Source organism: Paraburkholderia guartelaensis, assembly GCF_004353905.1.
Taxonomy (GTDB): Bacteria; Pseudomonadota; Gammaproteobacteria; order Burkholderiales; family Burkholderiaceae; genus Paraburkholderia; species Paraburkholderia guartelaensis.
Genome location: NZ_SMOD01000008.1, coordinates 245,874 through 260,337 on the forward strand (window position 1 = coordinate 245,874; position 14,464 = coordinate 260,337).

At 64.2% G+C, this 14,464-nt stretch carries 15 protein-coding genes; 5 read left to right on the forward strand and 10 right to left on the reverse strand.

Going from position 1 to position 14,464, the window contains the following annotated elements; translation table 11 throughout:
• Positions 1-13: 13 nt before the first annotated feature.
• Complete coding sequence (locus E1N52_RS44025; protein ID WP_165979371.1) at positions 14-157, forward strand: hypothetical protein; 144 nt, start codon at positions 14-16, stop codon at positions 155-157.
• On the opposite strand, the gene E1N52_RS13145 is transcribed toward E1N52_RS44025, so the two are convergent.
• From E1N52_RS13145 to E1N52_RS13160, 4 genes are all read right to left on the reverse strand, one after another.
• Complete coding sequence (locus tag E1N52_RS13145) at positions 154-1,536, reverse strand: lipopolysaccharide biosynthesis protein (protein WP_246089045.1); 1,383 nt, start codon at positions 1,534-1,536, stop codon at positions 154-156. The two genes, E1N52_RS44025 and E1N52_RS13145, sit on opposite strands and share 4 nt — an antisense overlap.
• Positions 1,529-3,205 carry a glycoside hydrolase family 44 protein gene (locus E1N52_RS13150; protein ID WP_246089046.1) on the reverse strand — a complete coding sequence of 559 codons (1,677 nt, stop codon included), beginning with the start codon at positions 3,203-3,205 and terminating at the stop codon, positions 1,529-1,531. Before E1N52_RS13150 ends, E1N52_RS13145 begins: the two co-directional genes overlap by 8 nt.
• Positions 3,174-4,478 (reverse strand): hypothetical protein, encoded by a 1,305-nt coding sequence (locus E1N52_RS13155; RefSeq protein ID WP_133183215.1) that lies wholly within the window; start codon positions 4,476-4,478, stop codon positions 3,174-3,176. Before E1N52_RS13155 ends, E1N52_RS13150 begins: the two co-directional genes overlap by 32 nt.
• Before the next feature lie 96 nt (positions 4,479-4,574).
• The gene (locus E1N52_RS13160; protein ID WP_133183216.1) at positions 4,575-5,294 is read right to left on the reverse strand and encodes a polysaccharide biosynthesis/export family protein; all 720 of its coding nucleotides are present in this window, start codon (positions 5,292-5,294) and stop codon (positions 4,575-4,577) included.
• Positions 5,295-5,619: 325 nt separating this feature from the next.
• Between E1N52_RS13160 and E1N52_RS13165 the strand changes: the two genes are divergently transcribed.
• Positions 5,620-7,638: a GumC family protein gene (locus E1N52_RS13165; RefSeq protein WP_165979372.1), complete on the forward strand. Its 2,019-nt coding sequence runs from the start codon at positions 5,620-5,622 to the stop codon at positions 7,636-7,638.
• Positions 7,639-7,657: 19 nt separating this feature from the next.
• Complete coding sequence (locus E1N52_RS13170) at positions 7,658-8,629, forward strand: DUF6492 family protein (protein ID WP_133183218.1); 972 nt, start codon at positions 7,658-7,660, stop codon at positions 8,627-8,629.
• A 49-nt stretch (positions 8,630-8,678) separates the two neighbouring features.
• Here the strand turns inward: E1N52_RS13170 and E1N52_RS13175 are convergent, their stop codons facing one another.
• The 6 genes from E1N52_RS13175 to E1N52_RS13195 form a co-directional block, all read right to left on the reverse strand.
• Positions 8,679-9,110 (reverse strand): lytic transglycosylase domain-containing protein, encoded by a 432-nt coding sequence (locus E1N52_RS13175; RefSeq protein WP_246089053.1) that lies wholly within the window; start codon positions 9,108-9,110, stop codon positions 8,679-8,681.
• Between the two features lie 102 nt (positions 9,111-9,212).
• Complete coding sequence (locus E1N52_RS13180; RefSeq protein WP_133183220.1) at positions 9,213-9,554, reverse strand: hypothetical protein; 342 nt, start codon at positions 9,552-9,554, stop codon at positions 9,213-9,215.
• A gap of 4 nt (positions 9,555-9,558) precedes the next feature.
• A complete protein-coding gene (locus tag E1N52_RS13185; protein WP_205965609.1) occupies positions 9,559-9,903 on the reverse strand; it encodes a hypothetical protein in 345 nt (114 codons plus the stop codon).
• The gene (locus E1N52_RS44030) at positions 9,839-10,075 is read right to left on the reverse strand and encodes a hypothetical protein (RefSeq protein WP_165979361.1); all 237 of its coding nucleotides are present in this window, start codon (positions 10,073-10,075) and stop codon (positions 9,839-9,841) included. Before E1N52_RS44030 ends, E1N52_RS13185 begins: the two co-directional genes overlap by 65 nt.
• 126 nt (positions 10,076-10,201) lie before the next feature.
• On the reverse strand, positions 10,202-10,495 hold the full coding sequence (locus E1N52_RS13190; protein WP_133183222.1) for a GYD domain-containing protein: 294 nt from the start codon (positions 10,493-10,495) through the stop codon (positions 10,202-10,204).
• Between the two features lie 34 nt (positions 10,496-10,529).
• Positions 10,530-11,936 carry an FAD-binding oxidoreductase gene (locus E1N52_RS13195; RefSeq protein WP_133183223.1) on the reverse strand — a complete coding sequence of 469 codons (1,407 nt, stop codon included), beginning with the start codon at positions 11,934-11,936 and terminating at the stop codon, positions 10,530-10,532.
• 458 nt (positions 11,937-12,394) lie between these two features.
• On the opposite strand from E1N52_RS13195, the gene E1N52_RS13200 reads away from it, so the two are divergent.
• Both E1N52_RS13200 and E1N52_RS13205 read left to right on the forward strand, forming a co-directional pair.
• The gene (locus E1N52_RS13200) at positions 12,395-12,604 is read left to right on the forward strand and encodes a DUF1059 domain-containing protein (RefSeq protein ID WP_069263432.1); all 210 of its coding nucleotides are present in this window, start codon (positions 12,395-12,397) and stop codon (positions 12,602-12,604) included.
• A gap of 231 nt (positions 12,605-12,835) precedes the next feature.
• Entirely contained in the window at positions 12,836-14,296 is a 1,461-nt protein-coding gene (locus tag E1N52_RS13205) for a mechanosensitive ion channel family protein (RefSeq protein WP_133183224.1), read from the forward strand.
• The last annotated feature ends 168 nt before the right edge of the window (positions 14,297-14,464 follow it).

Here is a 14,464-nt window from a genome sequence, read left to right on the forward strand (position 1 = left end):
AGACTGGGTATCGATGCAGACGATTGCCGCCTGCTTGACCGTGAATTCCGCAATCGCCGTGCCTCCCGCGCTCGCCGGTGTTCATCCACGCCGCAACGATGGGTCGTTGCAGGCGCAAGCAGTTGAAGCCGGTGCCGTTGAAATCCCGGCGATCTAGACGTCCCGTTGCCCGTCTTGCGCCGCGGTGCGTCCCGGCACGCGCCCGAGCATCCATCGCCCGAGCAACGCAAGCGGCAGCACGCCCAGCAGCCGGTGCGCCGCCCACGCCGCGAGCGCGCCGTTCACGGCAACGGCGAGCGATGCCGCCGCCGCCGCTCCGACGCTTCCGCCAATCGGCGCGAGCACGGCGAGGCCGACGAGCAGCATGGCGACCGAGTAGAGGTTGATCCGGTACAGCACGGAAGTATGCGCGGTCATGCCCAGCAGTTCGGGCATGGCGGTAAAGCATGCCGCGGCGATCTGGCCGAGCGCGAGCACGCGCAGCGCGGCCGCGCCGCCGCCAAAGCCCGGCCCGAACAAGCGCAGCAAGTGTTCGGGGAAGAGCAGCATGCACAGGGCGGCGGGTATCGCGAGGCATAGCACGAGGCCCTCCGCCTGGGCCGCGCTTTTGTCGAGCCCATGCCGGTCGTTGCGCGCGAAAAGGCTCGCGAACTTCGGCGCGGCCATGCCGGTCACGCCGCTGATCAGCAGATTGATGACGAGCGCGAGACGCCACGCCAGCGCGAAGAGCCCGGTCTCGCGCGAGGAGGCGACGATGCCGAGCACGATGGCGGGCGCCGAGGTGATCAGGAGCTTCGTGAATTCCAGCGTGAAAAGCGGCAAGCCCGCCTTGAGCAAGCGCGGCGGTTCGGCTGGCGGCTGTGCGCCGGCGGGCACGCCGGAAAGAAAACGCCTGAGCAGAAACGCGCCGGACAGCGCGGTGAGCGTGAAGCTGGCGGCGATCAGCATGAGCGTGCTGGCGACGCTCATGCCGTGCGTCAGTCCGAGCGGGATGGCGACGGCGCAGAAGATCGCCGGCCAGAGCCAGGAATAGATCATCTGGCTGCAGCCCACGCGCTGGAGTCCGGCAAGCGCACCCGCCATGGCCGCGCCGAGATTTTGCGGGATGAACGAGAGCGCGCCGAGCGCGAGCGGCCAGGCGAGTTCGGGCTTCTTCAGCACGTCGTGCGCGAAGGCGAACGCGCCGGCGCCAAGCGCAATTGAAATGGCTGTGGAGGCGAGCAGCACCAGCCACAGCGCGCGGCGGATGGCCGGCCGCACAGCGTGCGCGTCGCCCGCCGCGAGATCCATCGCGATCTGCCGCGTCAGCGCCTGATCGATGCCGAGGCGCCCGAAGCCTGCGAGCGCCACCATCGTGCTGAACACGATATAGAAGTCGCCTGTCTGCACCACGCCCAGCATGGCGGCGATCAGCAGATGGAAACCGTAGCGGCTGGGCAGGTCGAGCAGACGAACGCCGAGGCTCACGAGCGAGCCCCGGATCATCGAGCCGCCGGTTTGGCGCGCGGGCATCGGCGCTTCGCTAGTTTCACTCATGCCGCGCCTGTGCTCCGCGCAGCACGTAGAGCGTCACGCTCTGCGCGGGCAGGCTCGTGCGCAGCGTGCTGTCCTGGTAGCGTACGTCGGGCATGCGGAAAAGCTGGTTGTTCGCGAGCCGCCACGTTTCGGCCACGCCGCTTGCCGCGAAATGATCGAGCGTGATGGCGGCGTCGGCGGGGCGGTCCAGCTGCTTGTTGATGACCACGAGCGTCAGCGCGTGGTCGCGCTCGCGCAAGGCGGCGAACGCGGAAACGGTGTCCGGGTCGGGCGCGCTCGCGGCAATGCTGGTCGCACCGAACGCCGCGCCGTTGCCGTCGTAGTTGCGATAGAGCTTGAATGCCTTGTACACCGGCATCGAAGGATCGAGCGTGCCCCAGCGCGTGGCGATATCCAGCCCCTCGCGGCCGAAAATGCCGAGCACGTCGGCCTGGGCCGTGGCGCCGTTCATCAGCGTGTCGCCGCCCCAGTTGTATTCCGTGATGCCGATGGGCGTGCCCGGGTAGTAATACGTATCGACCCAGCGGCGCATCAGCGGGATCAGCGCCACGACGCTATTGATCCAGGTGGGGTCCTTGTAGTTCGGGTCCCACAGGTCGCGCGTGGAGCGGTTGCGCATGAGCGCGACGTCCTGCGAGTTCGTCACGCCCGCTTCTGCATATTCGCCGCCCTGCGGGTAGAAGTGCAGGCTGAACACGTCGACCGGATGGCCCGCCGCTTTCCATTGCGTGAGCAGCCAGGGCACGTACGGCATGCCCTGCGTTTCGCCTGCGCGGTCGGGCGTGTGGTCGAGGCCGTGGTCCGCTGCGTACTGCTGGTCGAAGCCGCTGTAGAAATAGCCCTGCCAGCCCCATTCTTCCGGCGCGACGATCTGCGCGTGCGGGTCCGCCGCCTTCACGGCGCGCGAATAGACGATCACCTTGCTGGCGATTTCGCTCGCATGCGCGCCCGTGGGATGCACGTCGCGGTGAATGAGTTGCCAAAGGCTTGGCTCATTGTCGAGCGCGTAATAGCGCACGCCGCCCCCGCTCGCGCCGCCGAACTGCTTGACGAGATCCGCTACGCGCGCCTGCTCGTTTTGCGGGTCGTCGGGCGTCGAGGCGTCGTTCGCGTCGTTGCCGGCAATCGGTTTGTCGCCGGGCGCCACGCCATTGCCGGCGTCGGCGTGGCCGTTCACGTCGTGATTCGGCTGCGGGCCGTATTTGGCGATCGAGAAGCTCGCGAGCGTTTCGCGCGCCGGCCCGAGCTTGGCCACGCGGCCGAGCATCGGAATGGTCAGGATGGGCGTGGCGCCCGCCGCCTGGGTGAGCGCGACGAAGCGCTCGCCGAACTGGTCGTTGATATCGGCGGGATTGACGGCGAGGCTCTCGAAATACCAGTCCTTGCCCGCGTTGCGTGCGTCGATGCGCCAGTTGTAGGCCGAGGCGCTGTTGCCGCCCGAGCGGTTGATCGGCGCGCGCAGGTCTTGCAAGACGGCCGTCGTGCCGAAGTTGATGCCGTAAATCAGCGGGCTGATGGGGTGCCGGCCGGCGGCGGCATCCACCGAGATGGCCACCGGCAAGGGCGTGCCCGAAGTCGCGTCGGTGCACGCCGCCGCGCCCGACATGAGCAGCGCGCCGATCAGCAGCGTATGCAGGTTAGGGCGCTTGATGCGCTTGGAGCGAGGCATGGTGAACCTGCAAATCGGCATGGTCGTCGGGTTCGCTGTCCAGCTCGCCCACGCGCCAGATGTACGCGAAGATCGCGAGAATGACCGCGGTCTCGCCCGGCGTGAGGGTAGGCGGGTAGAAGAATGAAATCAGCAGGATGTAGACGAGATAGTCGAACAGCGCGCCGAGAAAATCGTCATCGACCTTCTTGCGCAGGCGCCGGTAGAACACGATGCCGCGCAGCTGGAAGAACAGGATGATGAGCGCGCCGATCAGGCCGTACTCGAACACGATGCCGAGCCACGTGATGTCGGCGAGGAAGAAAAAGTGGTGAAAGTAGTCGATCAGGTTGTCCTTGCTGGTCGAACTGATCGTGCCCACGCCGAAGAGCCAGCGCATCGGTTCGCTGCCGAGGAACTTCGTGGCGAGCAGGATGGTGATGCGGCGCGTGTCGAAGCCCGTGCTCGCGTCGGTGCTGAAGGTCGTGGCGAGGTAGCCCGCAGAGAACATGGCGGCGAGCGCGGCGGGCGCGGCGAGCAGCAGCAGAACGCGCGTGCGCATGCGCGACCAGGCGAAGGTGTTGATGAGGAGCACGCCCATGATGCCGATGACCATGGCGCGCGTCTTGACGATCAGCAGCGTGACCGCGAACGCGACGACCACGCCGAACAGATAGCCTGCATGCTTTTCGAAAAAGGCGCGCCGGTAGCAGAAGAACAGCAGGATGAGCGGGAAATACATCGACATGCGGATGCGGTGGCCGCGGTTGTCGGCGCTGAAAAATGGCGACTGGCCGATCACATACGACTCCTGGTACCAGTCGGAGGGCACCACGGCCCAGAGCACGATCAGCACCGCGAGGATGACGACGCCGAGCACCAGGAAGCCGCGCTCCAGTTCGCCAAGCGTGGGCTTGAGCGTGAGAAGCAGGGCGAGAAACGAAAAGAAGTACAGGACGGGCAGCAGTTTCACCTGCGCCGTGATGCTCGTGAAAAAGCCCTCGTGGAAATAGAACACGGCGGCGAAGCTCGGCACCAGCAAGAGCCACGCAAAGCTGATGAGGATTTGCCGCGTCATCGGAAAACGCGGTTCGCCGCCCAGACGCAGCACGCCGGGCAGCGAAATGACCGGCAGCGCTTTCGAGAGCGCCCAGAGCGGCACGAGCGTGCTCAGGTAGTGGAAGGTCTGGCCAAAGAGCGGCAAGAGCGCGAGCAGCCACCACGTGACCCGCCACCTGGCGGGCTCGCTCGAAAAGACGGGGGCAAGCCCGGTGGTCGTGGTGGCGGTTTCCATCGCGTGTGATTCGCGCTTGATTCGCGGTTGATTCGCGGTTTTTTCGTCTGCTCGGTCGTGGAAAACCACCGGGCGGCACGGGCTCGCCGCGCAGGCTTAGTAAGTCGTGGGGTTGTTCGAGATCGTGTAGTCGAAGCCCCGCTGGAACGGAATGACCTTGTCGATGTACTGATCGACCCACTGGTCGACTTCGGCGATCGAGGACTTCGGCACGAAGATCGTATCGGTGGCCTGCAGGATGACGTCCTGCGCCGGGTCGCCGCGATGCGTGAGTGCGTCGATGTCGATCGTGCGCAGCATCGGGCGGCCATCGGGGCTGCGGCGAATCAGCACGACTTCGTTGGTGCGCGCCGTGTCGAGCAAGCCCTGCGCAGCGGCGATGGCCTGCAGCACGCTCATGCCCGAGTGCAGCGCGATTTCACCGGGCCGCGCGACCTGGCCGGCCACGTAGATCTTGGCGGCCGACTGCACGATGGAAACCGATGCGTGAGCGTTCTTCGCCATGCCGTTGACGGCGAGCGCCTTGTTGATGGCGTCCCCGAGCTGGGCGACCGTGAGGCCCGCCGCCGGAATCGTGCCCGCGAACGGCATGGTCAGACCGCCGTCCGGCGCGACGGAGCCGCGAAAGTTCAGCTCGGCGTTGAAGGGCATGACGACCGAAAGGTCGTCGCCGGGTTCGATGCGATAGACGCCCGGCGTGGCTTGCGACCACGCGGCGAATTGCGCCCGCTGCTGGAATTGCGGCTCCACCCAGGTCTGGGTGCAGGCGGTAAGCGTCATCAGCCCGAGGACACAGGCTGGTCGGAGTATGTTCATCGGGCGCGTGGGTGAAGCGGTGGCTTGCGGTTCCTGATCTCTTGTCAAGTAACGGCAGGAATTGCCGTTAATGAAGGGTGGAACTCGCACGATTTTTTCGCGGATGTCAGTTTAACGCGACATCCTGGATGTTTTCTTACGTATTATATGCGCCGTCGAATCTTCACAGCTGGTCCGGAACCGCACCTGTATGGTTATTGCTACTAGAACAAGGCCTGAACGGAAGGCGGCTGTTGTCGAACTGACGGTCCGGGATTATCTCAACACCTTTTTTTATTATCGCAAGATTGCAACAGCGGTATTTCTTTCCGTTGTGGCGATCGGCGTGGCCGTTGCGCTTCTGGTGCCCATGCCTTACCGGGCGCAGTCCACACTGCTCGTACTCCTTGCAGGATATTACGACCAGTCGAACAACCCGAATGGCGGCGCCGCGGTGCAGCCCGCCATTGGCCAGCTCGACGGCGTCGAAGCGCAAATCCTCAGCAGCCCGGAACTTCATCGCGATGTGGTGATTTCGAAACTGGGGCCGAACGCAAGCGAACGCGAAATCGACAGCCATTTGCAGGAATTCGAGCATCGGCTGCATATCGAGCAAAACGATCTCGCGAGCACCATCAACCTCACGTATTACGACGCCGATCCCAAGGAAGCGGCCGACGCGCTTTCGCGTCTGCTCGACACGTACTTTCGCCGGCGCGCGACGATTTTCACGTCGGGCCGCGTCGATTTCCTGACCGGTCAGCGCGACGAAGTCGCAAGGCAATTGAAAAAAGCCGATGCCGATTTGCTCGCGTTCCAGAAAACGCACGGCATCGTCAATATCGACGACCAGACCTCGCGCGCCGTGCTGCTCGAAAGCCAGCTCGTGCAGCAAAAGCTCGAGAACGACACGTCGCTCGCGCAGCATCACGGCGAACTGAAATCGGAGCAGGCGTCCTCGAAAGGGGTGAAGGCAACGATTCCGATCTTCACCGACGACTCCGAAGCCGCTCACGCGCTCGACACGATGCAGCTCTCGCTGATGCAGCTCGAAGCGCGCCGTGCCGATTTCGCCTCGCGCTACATGGATAGCTCGCCGTTCGTGCAGCAGCTCGATCAGCAGATTGCCGACATGCACGCGAGCATCGCGCGTCGCAAGGAGCAAATGGCCACGGCCACGCGCTACGGCCACAACGATTACTACGACGTGGTGCAAGGGCGGCTGGCCGCGCTGAATGCCAGCATCGCAGGCGAAACCGCGCGCCAGCAGGCGCTCGAAGAGCAGATCAAGGACACGCGCGCGAAGCTGCGCAGCTTGAGCGACATCTCCAGCCAGATGCGCCAGTTGCAGGCAACGCGCGACATTCTGGCCGACAGCTTCAAGGACCGCTCGCGCCAGGTCGAGCTTGCGAAGATCCAGCAAGGGCAGGTGAGCCAGGTGAACAGCACGAACGTGCGCGTGATCCAGGCGCCGTTCCCGCCTTCGCAGCGCAGCGTTTCGGCGAGCCTCATCATTGCGGCGAGCGTGGCGGCGGGTCTGTTGATTTCGGCGCTCGCCGTGCTCGTCATGGCGAGCCTGCGCGAGACCTTCCTGAGCCCGGAGCAGGCCGAGCGCTCTCTGCTGCTGCCGGTGCTGAACGCGCCGGTGATGCTCGGCGGCGGCGCACGCCGGCCCCGCGCCGCGGGGGCGGCAGCCGACGCGGCCAAAGCGGCCAGCCGGCCCGCGCATATGGCGTATGGCCGCATGATCGCGGCCATCAACGCGAGCTCGGACTCGCCCGCCAAGGTGGTCATGGCGCTCTCGTTCGGCAAGAACGACGGGCTGCTTTCGGTGATTCGCGGCCTCGCCGTCGAACTGGAGCACCGTACGACCAAGCCGGTCCTCATTCTCGACATGGCATCCGGCGCCGACGCGCCGCTCTATGGCCCGCCGAACGCGCAGGGCTTGCTGACGTGGTCGGGGCATAGCGGGCAAAGCCGTGCGGCGAGCGCGGCGCCCACGGATATCGCGGCTTCGAGCGGCCTCGTGTTCGAGAGCGTCGAGCGGCACAACATCGTCGTCGCGCGGCCGGAGAGCGGCACGTTCCCGACTTCGTGGCAGCAGACCACGACCTTGTTCGACGCGCTGCGCGAGGCGCACGACTATATCGTCGTGCATGCGCCGCCCGCCAGCCAGTCCTTCGCCGGCATTGAAAACGCGGCGCTGGCGGACGCAACGGTCATGGCGGTGCGCGCAGAGGTTTCGCGCAAGCCCGTGGTCCTCGGCCTGAAAACGCAGTTGCTCGACGCGGGCGGCAGGCTGATCGGCATCGCGCTGACGCATCGGCGCGGCTATATCCCGAACTTCATTTACCGATTCTTCTAACATTCGGGACCTGACTGCCATGCACCAGATCAGCGCCATCTTGCCGGTCAAGACGCGGGGACGGCACTACGCCGACAACATCGGCCGTTGCGACATCCTCTTTTCGTCGCTGCGTCACTTCACGACGCCCAAAACGTTTCACCGTTTCGTGATCGTCGTGCCGCACGACGAACTCGAAGAGGTCAAAGGCTACGCGAAAGCGTGGTCCGATTTCCCCATCGAAGTGGTCGACGAATCGCTGTACATGGGCATTTTTGCGGAGTTCTCGCAGCGTCACCAGATTCGCAACTGGCACCGGCAGCAGATCATCAAGCTGAATGCGCCCGAATGGATCGAAACCGAGTATTTCCTCGTGCTCGACCCCGACTGCTTCGCCACGCATCGCTTCAGCGCGGATACGCTGATTCTCGACGGCCGTGCGCTCACGCATGTGCAACCGCGTACGGTGGAGCCGTATTACTGGGAGGCTTCGGCGAAGCTGTTGAATCTCGATCCGCAACTTACGCGCGATGGCATCTGGTGGACGCCGGCCATCCTGTCGCGCACGCTGTGCCTGAGCCTGCAACAGCGCCTCGCCGCGCTGCACGGCACCGACTGGCGGCGCGTGCTGCTCGCCAACTACGCCCTCGACTGGACCGAATACACGCTTTACTGGCTCAACGCGGAAAAGGAAGGATTGCTGGATCAGTACCACACGGGCCCGAAGCCCGGCCAGCGCGCGCTGCACGCCGACGAAAGCGTATGGTTTGCCGACAAGATGGAAGGCTGGAGCGAGGCCCGCCACCTCGCGCCGGAAAGCGACGGCATGTTCGCCGTGGTCCAGAGCAACACGCACATTTCGCCGCAGCGCGTGGTGGAAAAGCTTTCCCCGTATTTCCCGATCACGCTGCAGCCCTACGAGCGCCATATCGACCCTGCGCTCAAGGGCGCCGAGCTTTATTCGGCGGTGGCGCGCCGCGGGCTCAAGCTGTTGAACAGGCTGCGCGGTTAATCAGGCCGCAGCGTTTGCGGCGAGCCTGAAACGACGCCCGGCGCGTCGTTCATCGCCCCGGCTGCAACTGGCCCCAGCTCACGAGAATGGCCTGAATGCTGCGCGCGTAGGCATCGCGCTCGTGCGGCGACTCCGAGTGGTACGCGCCGATGGCGCGCCACGTGTTGCCGTATCGCACCATCTTTTGCTTGAGCAGCCAGGCGGCCACAAAAATGTTCACGCACGGGTCCGTGAGGGCGCCGTGCGGAATGCCCTCGCGCGAAAGCTCCGAAAAGTGGATCGAATTGATCTGCGCTTGCCCGACGTCGATCGAGCCGTTCGTATTGTGATTGATGGCCGCCGCGTCGCCTTTCGATTCACGCCACGCCACGGCGCGCAGCACGAGCGGATTCACGCCCTGGTAGGCGCCGGCTTTTTCGAAGCATTCTTCGGCGGGCGGCGCGGCGTGCGCGGCCGTCGCGCCGAGCGCCGCGAGGCTCATGAATGTCACCCACGCGCCGATGATTCGCGATCGCAACTGGCGCAGGGCGTTGGTCTTCTGCTGCATGGGTCGAAGCTCCGGGTTGGGCGTCAATGCGCGACGTCACTGCGCGAGAGCGGAATCGAGTTTCTGCTCGATGTCCTTGAGATAGGCGCGCGAAGTGTCGGAGACAACGAGACGCGGCGTGGGCATGGCGCAGTGGCAATCGCGCTGACGCGTCTTCTTCTTGTTGTGCGACGACGAATGCGGCGCGGGAACCTCGTCGTCGTCGCCGGTTGTGGGCGGCAGCATGGCGAGCGAGGGCAGCGGCGGATAAACCTTGTCGGCGGCGGGCGTCGCCGCAGCGGCAACGACGGTGGCAGTGGCGGGCGCGCTGGCGGCGGGTTGGCCCGCCCAGGCGGCGCTACAAAAGCCGAGTGCGGCGGCGAGAACGATCGGACGCATCGTGTCAGCTCCCCGCATGCGTCGGTTCGATCGAGACGCTGTACGTCTGGTTCGCGCCAGCCGTCAGGTTTTCGAGCGTGGGCTTCGGCCCTCGCGCGGGCACGCCCCGCCAGATGGCCTGATTGATGTACTTGAAGTCCTCGCCCAGCGCCGTCACGCGGATCACGGTGGGCTGCTTTTGCGCGGCGGCGAGCGCGCCGGCCTTGGCGAGCACGGCGCTCAGTTGCGGGTCGTGCGCGCCTAGCGCATCGGCGGGAATGTCGAACTTCATGATGACGTTCGAGTCAGCGGGTTTCCCGGTTTGTGCCGTAGTGGGCGGCTGCAGTTGCGCGCAGCCTGTCATAACCATTACGGCAAGTAAAAGCAAAACGCGCGTCACGTCCGGGTCTCCAAAAATTCGTGGCGATGTACGCGTTTTCGGCCTCGCGCGCGCGGACTTGATACCCGATCGGCAAACGTTTGCCAAAAAGAAAGACTTCGCTCGCGCAATGCCGCTTCACGGAAGGTTGCTCGCGCGCCATGGTGTGTTCGGGCAGGGAACTGCCTCCCCCAATCTGGCGGGGAATGCGCCGCGCATCCGGCGAATACATATGAAGAATGATGGGTAGCGGCGCGGCACTGGCCCAGGTGCCGCGCGCCGGCTCTCTTTAATTGAGCTTGCCGAGAACCGCGGTGAACTCATCCTTGCTCAAGGCCCGCAGCGTTTGCGTGCGGATATTGCCGAGCGACCCGAGCGCGAGGCCGAACGCCATGAAGCTTTGCTCGTCGGGCGCTTCGATGACCGTGACGACATCGTATTTCCCGAGCGTCCAGTAGGTCTGCTTCATTTCACAGCCGAAAGTTTTGGCGAGTTCTGCTGCCTGACCGGCGCGTTGCGCGCTGTTTTTGACAGCGCGGATACCCTGGTCGGTGAACTGCGAGAGCACCACATAAGTCGCCATGACGAATCTCCTTACGATGACATCGGAACGCGGATTACTGGCTTCCCTCGGCCGACCCTTCGGGCCGGATGTTCTGGTTGTGGCGGAAAAGGTTGTGCGGGTCGTATTTCGTCTTGACGGCGACGAGACGGCTCATGTTCGGACCGTAGGCCGCCTCGACGCGCGCGCGTTCGTCGTCGGTCAGGAAGTTCACGTAGACGCTGCCGAGCGCATAAGGCGCGGACGCTTCGAAGAAGCCGCGCGCCCAGGCGACGCAGCGTTCGTCGTCGGCGGGATGGGTCCAGCGGCCGTGCACGTTCATGACGTAGAGCGCGTCGCGATTCGCGTAGGCCATCGCATCGGGCGCGACGCGCAGGGTCGCGCCGCCGATTTGCCCGAAGAATATTTCGCACTCGGGCGAGGGCAGTGAGGCGATGGCGTCGATCAGCGTGTCGATGAGGCCGTCGGGCAGCGTGTCGAGATTGTGCGATTTCCAGTAGTTGCGCGCCCCAGGCGTCAGGAGCGGATCGAAGGCCTGCTGCCATGCCGCGTAGGGCATCGGCCCGAGATGTTCGCCACAAGGCTTGCCGAAGCGCCGCACGGCGTCCACCGCGTTCGGCCCGTTCTCCGGCGGCCCCGAATAGCAGATCGCGAACACGATGACGGGCTTGCCGTGCACTTCGGGCGGCAGGAAAGGCAGCGGCGGTGCGAGACGTGACACGCTCCACACGGTCAGGTCTTCGGGCATCGAGTTGGCTGCCTCGCGGTACTGCGTCAGCGCTTCTTTCGCGGCGTCGAACGGCAGCACGACCAGGCCGCCATAAATCTCGGGGCCGACAGGGTGAAGCGCGAACTCGAACATCGTCACCACGCCGAAGTTGCCGCCGCCGCCGCGAATCGCCCAGAAGAGGTCGGCGTTTTCTTCGGCGCTCGCGCGCAGTAGATTGCCGTCGGCGGTCACGACGTCGGCGGCGACGAGGTTGTCGACCGACATGCCGAAGCGCCGGCTCAGCCAGCCGAAGCCGCCGCCCAGCGTGAGGCCCGCCACGCCCGTAGTCGAATTGATGCCAAGCGGCGTGGCGAGGCCGAACGCCTGCGCTTCATGATCGAAGTCGTGCAGCGTGGCGCCGGGCTCCACATACGCGCGACGTGTGGCGGGCTCGACTCTGACCGACTTCATCAGCGAGAGATCGATCACGATGCCGCCGTCGCATAGCGCGCTGCCTGCGATATTGTGGCCGCCGCCGCGCACGGCGAGCGGCAGCCCGCTTTCACGCGCGAGCGCCACGGTCTGGCGCACGTCGGCGCAACCCCGGCAGCGCACGATGAGCGCAGGGCGTCGCTCGATCATCGCGTTCCAGATTTGACGGGCTTCTTCGTAGGCCGCGTCGCCGGGTTGCAGGGCTTCGCCGCGCAGCGCGCTTTTCAATGTGGCGATGGATTCGCTCGACAGGCTCGACATGGCACACCTCTCAATTCAACGGATCGGACAAACGCGCGCCAATAGCCGGACGTGCGTTTTCATGGACTGAACGGAACTGCAGGCGACCGCTTCAATTGTCGAATCAATGCGGCTGACGTACGCGCGTGACGCGGCGTGCGTCCGGTCGGGAAAGCGGGAAGGAAGGGCTTTCGCAAAGGGCGGCGGGGGCCGCCTCTGGCCGGACCGCGAGGGGCCGGGCGGCGAGCGCTTTGTGACAATCTGGATTGCACCCAGGCAGCCACAGAGCCTCGTCGATTCATTAGATAACCTAAATTACGCAGCTTGATTAATACAATCGCGTGCAATTAATTCAGATTATTGTCGCGTCTGGATTCGCTTTAATAGTTTAGCAAGCACAATGCATGGATTCTATAATTTTCACGCGCGCGCGGCCTGCATGCGTGCGTGTTTTTACCCGCCCAGCGAGAGTTTCCACCATGACGCGAAAGTACATTGACTGCAGGGAGTTTCCCAGTGAGATGAACTGCACGGTTGCTATCTCGGCGGACTCGGATTCGGAGCTTCTGGAAGCTGCCGTGCAACACGCGGTGAGCGTGCATCGTCACGCCGATTCGCCCGAACTGCGCGCGCAACTCAGCCAGCTCTTTCACGAGGGCTCGCCGCCCGAAATATCGCCACGTTCATGACGAGAAACCGGCCGGCATGCAATGTGCCGGCCAGTGCGCCTGCCCTCGAGGCGCACGAGAAGACGCAGCACCGCAACCCGCGCCTTTCTGCCGCCCGAATCCGGGCCCGCCCCAGGACGCTCCCAGACTTCAATTGCCACCCGGTCGCCCCGGCATGTGCGCCCGTGGCAGAATTAGCGACTTCCCGCAGTCCCAACATCGGCGTTAGGCCTTTCCAGCCGGGAGCCGCCCGTGAAATACCCGCTAATTGTTGGTTTGAGCATTGTTTTCGTCGATGTCGTCGTGTGGCGCGCGCGGATTCCTCCCCATGATTTCGTCAGGCTCTTCATACGGCTGGCGCTATTCGCGGCGTTGAGTTGGGTACTGTTCTCATCGGGCATGAGTCCGTTCGGCCAGGCGCCGTACCGGGAAGTGGCAGAACTCCATTGGTTGGCCCAAGTGCTCGAAATCGTCTGGTGGCTGATGGCGGCACGTCTGTTTACCCTGTCGCTCGACTCACTGTTGCTGCCCCGTGCCTGGCGAAAGCAACGACTCTTTTCTGACGTCTTCGGCGCCGTCGTTTTCCTCGCCGCGGTCGTTGCGGCGCTCGCGTTCGTGCTTGAACTGCCGGTGCGCGGTCTGGTCGCGACATCGGGCGCACTGGCTATCGTGCTCGGCCTCGCAATCCAGAGCACGCTTAGCGACGTATTCGCCGGAATCGTGCTCAACGCCACGGAGCCGTACACGGTCGGAGACTGGGTCGCGATCGACGATGTGGAAGGCAAGGTCGTCGAAATGAACTGGCGCGCCACGCACTTGTTGACCGGCCAAGGCAATACGCTCATTGTCCCGAACGCCATGACTTCCAAGGCGAAGATCTCGAACAACAGCCGGCCGGCAAATGTTCACGGCGTTTCACTCGTGCTCGAGATCGACCCTGAAGCACGGCCGAAGACCGTGATCGACGCACTGGAACGCGCGCTGACCGGAAGCAACGCCATCCTCAAGATGCCCGCGCCCTATGCCCGCATGCAGCGCGCGACGCTGAACTCGATCCATTACGAGGTGGTCGGTTTCGTTGACGAAATGGGCAAGAAAAGGGTGACCTCCAACGAGCTGTTCGACTTGTGCTACCGGCACCTTGCGGCCTCCGGGGTGTCACTGCGTGCGCTGGGCGTGCCGGCGCCCGCGGTGGAGGCGCGTGACGCGAAGGAGGCGTTGCTCAAGCGCGTGTCGCTGTTCGAAAGCTTGAGTGCCGATGAGGTGACGCAGCTCGCGAAGCGTCTATCCCGGCACGAGTACCAGGCGGATCAACAGATACTCTCTCCGGACACCGTGCCGGATAGTCTCGCCATTATTTATGCGGGTGTGCTGTCTGTGACGTTCCGTGAGTCGACGGGTGAGCGCGAGCTTGCCCGGATCGGTCCTGGTGAAACATTTGGTGAAGCGGGACTGCTGGCTGGCCTGCCCATGCACGTCTGCATCACCGCATTGACGCCTTCGGTCCTTTTCGAGATCGGCAAGGACGACATGACCTCGTTCCTGAAGGAGCACCCCGAAGTCGCGAAGCAACTATGCCAGCTATTGGCATACCGGCAAGACAAGATCGGCAAGTTGACGACGGCGCTCCCCGCTGAACAGGAGCAAGGTCATTCGCTCTTTGAGTGGCTCTTCGGCAAGGTGCGCAATATACACTCCTTGTACGATTCCTGATACGTCGGAGTCCGAATCATATTCGCTCGCCGTTATGTTCCCGGCGGTGTCGATCCAGGCGATCCGGGTTTTGCCCGCCCGGCGAATCGAACAACGCACGCAGGCAACCGGGTTCCCACTGGCATTGGCGGTAGGAATCGCACGCTTTACGTTGTAATATCGACGCAT